This window comes from Polaromonas sp. P1_E1_2, assembly GCF_056406035.1.
This window is the reverse complement of record NZ_JBFUAZ010000160.1, coordinates 1-7,667: the sequence shown is the minus strand read 5'-3', so window position 1 is coordinate 7,667 and position 7,667 is coordinate 1. Positions and strand designations below refer to the sequence as shown.

General features: G+C 62.4%; 6 protein-coding genes and 2 pseudogenes. 4 read left to right on the top strand and 4 right to left on the bottom strand.

The window, feature by feature from the left end; translation table 11 throughout:
• The 3 genes from AC1D1P_RS09830 to AC1D1P_RS09820 all read right to left on the bottom strand — a co-directional run.
• Positions 1-572, bottom strand: a 572-nt coding sequence (locus tag AC1D1P_RS09830) for a CaiB/BaiF CoA transferase family protein (RefSeq protein ID WP_477672837.1), incomplete at its 3' end; no start/stop codon positions are given.
• Between the two features lie 9 nt (positions 573-581).
• A complete protein-coding gene (locus tag AC1D1P_RS09825; RefSeq protein WP_477672836.1) occupies positions 582-1,430 on the bottom strand; it encodes an HTD2 family dehydratase in 849 nt (282 codons plus the stop codon).
• Between the two features lie 34 nt (positions 1,431-1,464).
• Positions 1,465-2,460 carry a Bug family tripartite tricarboxylate transporter substrate binding protein gene (locus tag AC1D1P_RS09820; protein WP_477670002.1) on the bottom strand — a complete coding sequence of 332 codons (996 nt, stop codon included), beginning with the start codon at positions 2,458-2,460 and terminating at the stop codon, positions 1,465-1,467.
• 86 nt (positions 2,461-2,546) lie between these two features.
• Between AC1D1P_RS09820 and AC1D1P_RS09815 the strand changes: the two genes are divergently transcribed.
• On the top strand, positions 2,547-3,449 hold the full coding sequence (locus AC1D1P_RS09815; RefSeq protein ID WP_477670003.1) for a LysR substrate-binding domain-containing protein: 903 nt from the start codon (positions 2,547-2,549) through the stop codon (positions 3,447-3,449).
• 269 nt (positions 3,450-3,718) lie between these two features.
• Complete coding sequence (locus AC1D1P_RS09810; protein WP_477670004.1) at positions 3,719-5,425, top strand: acyl-CoA dehydrogenase family protein; 1,707 nt, start codon at positions 3,719-3,721, stop codon at positions 5,423-5,425.
• Positions 5,426-5,525: 100 nt separating this feature from the next.
• Here the strand turns inward: AC1D1P_RS09810 and AC1D1P_RS09805 are convergent, their stop codons facing one another.
• Positions 5,526-6,236 (bottom strand): enoyl-CoA hydratase/isomerase family protein, encoded by a 711-nt coding sequence (locus AC1D1P_RS09805; protein ID WP_477672835.1) that lies wholly within the window; start codon positions 6,234-6,236, stop codon positions 5,526-5,528.
• Between the two features lie 178 nt (positions 6,237-6,414).
• On the opposite strand from AC1D1P_RS09805, the pseudogene AC1D1P_RS09800 reads away from it, so the two are divergent.
• Both AC1D1P_RS09800 and AC1D1P_RS09795 read left to right on the top strand, forming a co-directional pair.
• Positions 6,415-6,585: pseudogene (locus AC1D1P_RS09800) on the top strand (ABC transporter ATP-binding protein); the annotation flags it as partial.
• Positions 6,586-6,773: 188 nt separating this feature from the next.
• Positions 6,774-7,667, top strand: a pseudogene (locus AC1D1P_RS09795) (ABC transporter substrate-binding protein); the annotation flags it as partial.

The following is a 7,667-nucleotide window of genomic DNA, read 5'->3' as shown; positions in this document are numbered from 1 at the left end:
CCCTCACCGGTCTGCCGACGGTGCATGAGCGCGCCCAGGATGTTGGTGTACGCATACATGCCGGCAGCGATGTCGGCGATGGATGGACCGGCCTTGGACGGTGTGTCGGGCGTACCGGTTACCGAGACGAAACCGGCCTCGCTCTGGATCAGCAGGTCATAGGCTTTTTTGTCGCGGTAAGGGCCGTCGTCGCCATACCCCGAGATGTCGCACACGATGATGCCGGGCTTGCGCTTGGCCAACGCTTCGTACGACAGGCCGAGCCGTGCTGCAGCGCCCGGCGCGAGGTTTTGCACCACGACGTCGGCCTCTTCAATGATCAGGCGCATGAGGATCTTCTGCGCCTCCTCGTGCTTGACGTCCAGCGTCAGGCTTTCCTTGGAGCGGTTGGTCCAGACGAAATGCGATGCAAGGCCCCGCACGCGACTGTCGTAGGCCCGCGCGAAATCGCCCACACCGGGGCGTTCAACCTTGATGACCCGCGCACCCATGTCGGCCAGCTGCCGTGTGGCGAAAGGCGCCGCGATGGCGTGTTCGAGCGTGACGACGGTGATGCCCTTGAGTGGTTGCATGGCGTCTCCTCAGCCCAGCGTGGCGGTGGCATCCATCGTGAGCCAGCCTTCGTGGTCACGCCCCCACAGCCGCACGCTCTTGCCGTCGGCTGAAGGCTGCCCGTGGATCGAGAACGGGTTGACGTCGAACGTGGGCCGGACCGCCTTGAACTCAAATTTGCGCACCATGGCCTCAGGCATGTGTCGACGCAACAGGTCCATGAGCAGCGTGGCGATCAAGGGGCCGTGCACGATAAGACCGGGGTAACCCTCGACCTCCGTGACGTACTTTCGGTCGTAGTGAATGCGGTGCCCGTTGAACGTGAGGGCCGAGTAGCGGAACAGCAGCACGTCGTCGGCAACGATGCGGCGCACCCACGCGAATTCCGCGGGCGCTGCCTGCGGCGGCGGAGCCACGTCGGCCGGCGTCGGCGCCGCACGGTAGACGATGTTGTGGTGCTCGGTCAACGCTACGCCCGCAGAACCGTTGCGGCGAAGTTCATGGCGCACCTTCACGAAAACCAGGCTGCCGGTGCGGCCGCTCTTTTCCGTCACATCAACGATGGTTGAGGTGCGCGCGAGCGCGTCGCCGACACACAGCGGCTCGTGGAACTCAAAATCGCTGCCGGCCCACATGCGGCGCGGAAGCGGAACGGGCGGCAGGAATCCGCCTCGCCGCGCATGGCCATCCGGGCCGATCTCCGATTGCGCGTGGATCGGCAGGAAATACAGCCAGTGCCAGAGGTAGGGCAACGGCGTGCCGGGCGCGGGGCGCGAGGTGTCGGCGCGGTCGAGCGTGGCCGACAGCGCTGCGTACGGCGTGGCAGTGGCGGTGTCTTCCACTGTTTCGCTGCGGCCTGTCCAGTCTTGCAAGTTCATGCGCGTACCCTCCTTTCAGTAAAACTTGCGCGACTCAGTCGAGCTTGATTTTTGCGGTCGCCACAACGCCCTTCCAGCGCGTGACTTCCTTTTGCACCAGGGTTTTGAGTTGCGCAGGCGTGCTGGTTTCAACCTCGGCCCCCTGGTCTTCAATGAATTTCTGTACGGTTTTTTCGGCCAGTACGCGATTGATCTCCTGGTTCAGCCGGTCAACCACCACCTTGGGGGTTTTAGCGGGGGCGAACATGGCGTACCACTGCGACATGCTGACGTTGGGAATTCCCTGCTCGGCCAGCGTCGGAACGTCAGGCAAGACGGGAGATCGCTTGTCACCGGCGATGCCGAGCGCCTTGAGCTTGCCGCCCTTGATTTGCGGGTACGCGGTAAACAAACTGGGAAACATGTATTGCGTGATGCCAGAGATGGTGCTCATCACGGCGGGCGCTGAGCCTTTGTGGGGAATTCCGATCACATCCACCCCTGCGGACAGCTTGAACAGCTCGCCTGCGATATGCGGTGCGGTGCCATTCCCCGCCGTCGCGAAGCTGAAGCTGTCGGGTTTGGCCTTGATGAGCTGCACCAGTTCTTTGGCGGTCCTGGCCGGCACTTCCGGGCTGACGACCAGCACCGTCGGAGATGCCGCCACCATGCCGATGGGTTCAAAATCGGTGACCGGGTCGTAGCGCAGCTTTTGCAAGGCCGGGTTGATGCCGTGGGTAGCGATGTAGCCGAACATCAAGGTGTAGCCGTCCGGCGCGGCGCGGGCCACGAACTCGCTGGCAATCGCGCCGTTCGCCCCGGCCCGGTTGTCGACGATGACCGGTTTGCCGAGCCGGGCGCTGAGTCCCTGGGCCAGGACGCGCGCCATCGCGTCGTTGGCGCCGCCGGCGGAGGTCGGCACCACGATGGTGATCGCTTTTTCGGGCCAGTTCTTGGGCGTCGCCGGACTGGTCGCCGCCATGGAGGAGCCAACCGCCAGTGGTAGCAAGCTCAGCATCAGCAAAGTCCGGACGTGGTGTTTCGGCAGCATGGTTTGTCTCCTGTGGATGTTCTGGTTGCCGGATCTTCGGCGAATGAAGGGAATCCGTGAAGTGCAACTTTTGCTAGTATTGGTGCATGGCACGCATCAATTTCGATTTACAGCAACTCGAAGCCTTCGTGGCGGTGGCCGAGCGCGGGAGCTTTCGCGCAGCAGCCGACCATATCCATCTTTCCCCACCCGCTTTAAGCCGGCGCATCGACAAGCTCGAGACCATCCTGGGCGCGCGGCTTTTCAACCGCACCACACGAGAGGTCGAACTGACGGCCCTCGGGCACGTTTTCCTTGATCGCGCACGCGCCGCGCTGGACGACCTCGAGTCCGCCATGCTCGGCATCACCGACATCGCCGGCAGCCGGACCGGCCGGGTCACGGTGGCCTGCGTGCCTTCCGCGGCCATCCATTTCCTGCCCACGGTCGTGAGCTCTTTCTCCGAACGCTACCCGCTGATCCGCGTCCGTGTGATTGACGAAGCCGCCGGCGCGGTGATGGCCAGCGTAGTGTCGGGCGAGTCGGACTTCGGCATCAGCTTCATGGGCAACCAGGTGCCCGGGGTGGACTTCGAGCCGATCCACACCGACCCCTTCGTGGTGGCCATGCCGCGCCGCCATGCACTCGCCGGCCGCAAGACGCTGTCCTGGAAGAACCTGGAAACCGAGCGCCTGATCGCGGTATCGCGTACCAGCGGAAACCGGCAACTGCTGGATGACGCGCTGGCCAAGGCGGGCATCAACCCCTCGTACCGTCTCGAGGTGAGCCACATCGCGACGCTGCTCGGCATGGTCGAGGCGGGGCTCGGGCTTGCGGCTGTACCACGCCTGGCCTTGCCGAAACGGCATCCGTCGATCATCGGCGTTGCGCTCGTCGCCCCGGCGGTGTCGCGTGTCCTCGGCCTCACCACCTTGCGTGGCACGACGCTGCGCGCACCGGCAAAGATGTTCTACGACTACCTGCACACGGCGCTGAAAGAGCGTCGCTAAGGGAAGTGCCAAAGGCCGGCACTGGTGCAGGCCAGGCACCAATGCGTGCTGGTGTTTTTCCTGTTCGGGTCGCGATGAAACTTCGAGCGCCCGAACGATGGGTAGTGGAGCAACCACCGCGACCACCTCGGCCTTCCACCCGAATCAGGGCCGCCGGCCTGGCGGGCGCGTGCCGAAAGGATCGGCTGCGCCTGTTGCCATTCGCGCGCCAATTTGATTATTATAAATAACTATTATTGTGACTCCGTGGCAACCAGTAGAAAAGGCGTATGACCTATCAACCCGCTGTGCAAGATGCGCAATTCATTCTTTTCGACGTACTGGACGCGGGCGGCCAATTGCGACCGATCGAGCGCTTTGCCGATACCGACGGCGACCTGCAGCGGCAGGTTCTGGAGGAAGCAGGAAAGTTCGTCGCCGAGGTTGTGGCGCCGCTGAATGCGGCGGGCGACAACCCGGGGTGCCGCTTCGATGCCGGCGCGGTCGTGACGCCTCCAGGTTTCGTACAGGCCTACCAGGCGTTCTGGCAGGCAGGCTGGCCTGCGCTTTCATGCGCGCCTGAACACGGCGGGCAAGGGCTGCCCTGGGTGCTGGAAGGTGCGCTGTACGAATGGCTGAGTGCCGCCAACCATGGCTGGACCATGGCACCGGGCCTGCTGCACGGAGCCTATGAGTGCCTGGCCCATCATGGCAGCGATGAATTGAAGGCGACTTACCTGGAAAAACTTGTCTCTGGCGAATGGCTGGCCACGATGTGCCTTACCGAAGCGCATGCCGGCAGCGATCTCGGACTGGTGCGCACCCGCGCAACGCCGAAGCCGGACGGCAGCTACCGCGTCAACGGCAGCAAGATCTTCATTTCCGGTGGCGATCACGATCTCACCGGCAATATCCTGCATCTCGTCCTCGCACGCCTGCCGGATGCACCTGCCGGCCCCAAAGGCCTGTCGCTGTTTCTCGCCCCCAAGCTGCTGATGGACGGCAGCCGCAACCATGTCTACTGCGATCGCATCGAAGAAAAGATGGGCCTGCACGGCAGCCCCACCTGCGCCATGCGCTTCGATGATGCGACAGCCTGGCTGGTAGGCCAGCCGGGCGAGGGCCTGAACGCAATGTTCGTGATGATGAATGCGGCGCGTTTGCACGTGGCGCTGCAGGGCATCGGCCTGCTCGACGCCGCATGGCAAAAGGCCGATGCCTATGCGCGCGAGCGCAGGCAGATGCGCGTGCCCGGGCCACGCACCAGCACCGAGCCCGCCGACTTCATCATCGGCCACCCGGCGATGCGCCGCCTGCTGGATACGCAACGAGCCTGGATCGACGGAGGGCGCGTGCTGGCTTACCAGACAGGACTCGAGCTCGACATCGCCAGGTACCACCCTGACCCCACTCGTCGTGAAAGGGCACAGCAGTGGTGCAGCCTGCTCACACCCGTGTTGAAGGCTGCTTTCACCGATCAGGCTTTCCACGGCGCCAGCGAATGCCTGCAAGTTTTCGGTGGCCATGGCTACATCCGCGAATGGGGAATCGAGCAGACCGTGCGCGATTCACGCGTGACCATGATCTATGAGGGCACCAACGAGATTCAGGCCATCGACTTGCTGGTCCGCAAGGTGATACCGGACGGCGGCAAGGCGTTGCGGCAGATGTTCCAGGTCCTGCAGGAGGGCCTGGACGACGGGCGCGCGAACGAGAAGGCTGTATTGAGCTGTTTCGCCCGCCTTGAGATGACGACCGCAGCATTGATCAAGGTCGCGGGTGCGGCGCCCCAGTTGCCCTATTGGGTCGCTGGCGACTACCTGCGCGCGGTGGCGCTGGCACTGCTTGGTTGGGCTTGGGTGCGCATCTGCAACACGCCTGGCGCGCAAGGCAGTGAGCGCTGGCAAGGCCCAAGTGAAGCGCTACGGCGCTGGGTGATGCCTGAGTTCGATATGCGGCTGGGCATCATCGAAGATGAAATCAGGCGCCGGGATTGACCGGCCTTTCATGTGGACGGGGCGACACCGGATCGACGGTCAACCCCAGCATGCCCTGGGCGTTGAGAGATCAGATCTTCCGCACGCCTTGGGCAGCCTGCTAGTTCTGAACCCCGCGACCGCCCAAGGTGCGCTGCGCATCGTTTTCAAGCGCGATGGCATCATCGAAATGGCGAAGGCCGATGTCGTTGAGAACCCGTTTGAAGCTGGCTGCCACCACCGGCTGAAGCGACGCCAGCCTGGCGCCGATTTGTCGGGAAGCCGATTCGAGTTCCTGGTCGGAGACCACTTTCCAGACAAGTCCCCAAGCCATCGCCTGCGCAGGTGAGAACTCTTCGCCCAGGAGCATCAGCGCCTTGGCGCGCGCAACGCCTGCATAGGCAGATAAGGTGGCGGTCAATCCACCCGTCACAAAAACCCCGAGGGAGGACTCCGGCAACTTGAAGCGGGTGCTTTCCCCCGCGATCACAATGTCCGCATTGAGCATCCACTCCAAGCCGGCGCCGACAGTCCAGCCATGAACCGAAGCAAGCACCGGCTTGGGCAGGGACACCAGCGCTTTGGACACGGCTTGCACCAAGACCAGGTCCTCTTCAGTGGGTGGCGCACTGACGTCCCTCCCCGCACAGAATGCCCGGCCATTGCCGCGCAGAAGGAGCACCCGGACGGCATCGTCGCGCGAGGCCAACTCTATAGCAGCAAGAAGTGCACGCGCAAGCTCGTTGTCAATGGCATTAAGTTTGTCGGGGCGGTTCAGGGACACGGTCATGATGCCGTCCGCGGACTCGATCAGCAGCTTGGGAGTTGTCATGGGTGTGATTCTGAACCGGGAAGCCATCAGCGAACGCATAATTTCCGGCCCAATGTTTTTTTGACCGGGCCGTACGTATAAACACCTTCACAAGCAGTTAGTCGAGTTGTACTTTAGCTGGCACGTCCTTACCGCTCCCCAAAACTATCGAATCGCAACTCGCTCGGCTCGCGGCTTAGTGATCCGCGAAAGCGACATCAGCAGCATGACCGTCGACAAAAATTGGAAACATGTGACACAAGTCACAGACCGCAACATCATTTTGGTCAAGGGTGAAGTGGTGTTTGAAGGCAGCTCACCGGAACTGCATGCCCGGCCTGAACTGCTGACGCAATATGTTGGGGTTTAACCCATTTGAACTACTTTTCTTTGATGATGTACTGACTCCTTTAAGGAGGCTTTATGACGCTCATTTTCACGCGCTTCACTACCGCCATCGCGGCGCTCGTCATCCTTGCCCTGCCGATGTCCAGCCACGCCATCGACCTGGTCTTCGGGCAAGTCGCCTCATAGACTAATCCGGCGTCGGCCGCGAACGCCAAAGGCATGGCGGCGGGTATCCAGGCCTATTTCGACAAAGTCAACGCGAGCAGTACCCTGCAGGGCCATAAGCTCAAGCTGGTCACGCTGGATGACAGTCTTCAGGGCCCAAAGATGGTTGAATTGACCCAGCAGCTCATCGGCGACCCGGCGGTGGTAGGGCTGTTGGGCTTTCTCAACAGCGCTGGTCTTGCCGAAATCGCCAAGCAGGACTTGCTGAGCAAGAACGGCATTGCGCTGATTGCGCCGCTGCAAGGCGATAAAAATGTGATTTCTGCCGGCAATGTGTTTCCACTGCGCAGCGGCTATGCGGATGAAGTTGGCGCCCTCCTCAAAGAAGCCAAGACCTGGGGCAAGGACTCGCTGGCCATCGTCAACATGAACGTCGCCTTCGGCCCACCCCTGGCGCAGCTGACGACCCAGCTCAGTGGTCCACAGGGCGTCAAGATCGCGACGCAGCAGGTAATTGACGCCACACCCGACAAGCTGGATGCGAGCGTTCGCGCGGCCGTCGCCGCCATCACAGAGACCCGCCCCAAGGGCATTATTTTGCTGGCTGCGGGAAAGCCTGCGTTTGAATTCGTCAAGGCGGTCCGCGACGCCCCTGGAGGTTCGGTGCAGATCTACGGCCTGTCGGTGCTACAGCACGACGGTCTGGTCAGTGCCACCGGCAAGGACAAAGCACGCGGCATCGTTTTGAGTCAAGCGGTGCCTTTCCCCTTCGTTCCTTCCAAGCCGGTCATCACCGAATATCACGGCGACATGAAGAAATACRCGCCAGGCGAAGTTCTGTCCTTCTCGAGTCTTGAAGGCTATATGGGAGCCAAGATCGCAGTGGAAGCTGTCCGGCGCGCGGGCAAGACGCCCACCCGCGCCGGTGTGCTGCAGGCC

What these genes read in the sequence shown, in the direction of transcription:
- AC1D1P_RS09825 (WP_477672836.1), bottom strand. Translation starts at nt 1,430, where the DNA reads ATGAACTTGCAAGACTGGACAGGCCGCAGCGAAACAGTGGAAGACACC.
- AC1D1P_RS09815 (WP_477670003.1), top strand. Translation starts at nt 2,547, where the DNA reads ATGGCACGCATCAATTTCGATTTACAGCAACTCGAAGCCTTCGTGGCG.
- AC1D1P_RS09810 (WP_477670004.1), top strand. Translation starts at nt 3,719, where the DNA reads ATGACCTATCAACCCGCTGTGCAAGATGCGCAATTCATTCTTTTCGAC.
- AC1D1P_RS09820 (WP_477670002.1), bottom strand. Translation starts at nt 2,460, where the DNA reads ATGCTGCCGAAACACCACGTCCGGACTTTGCTGATGCTGAGCTTGCTA.
- AC1D1P_RS09805 (WP_477672835.1), bottom strand. Translation starts at nt 6,236, where the DNA reads ATGACAACTCCCAAGCTGCTGATCGAGTCCGCGGACGGCATCATGACC.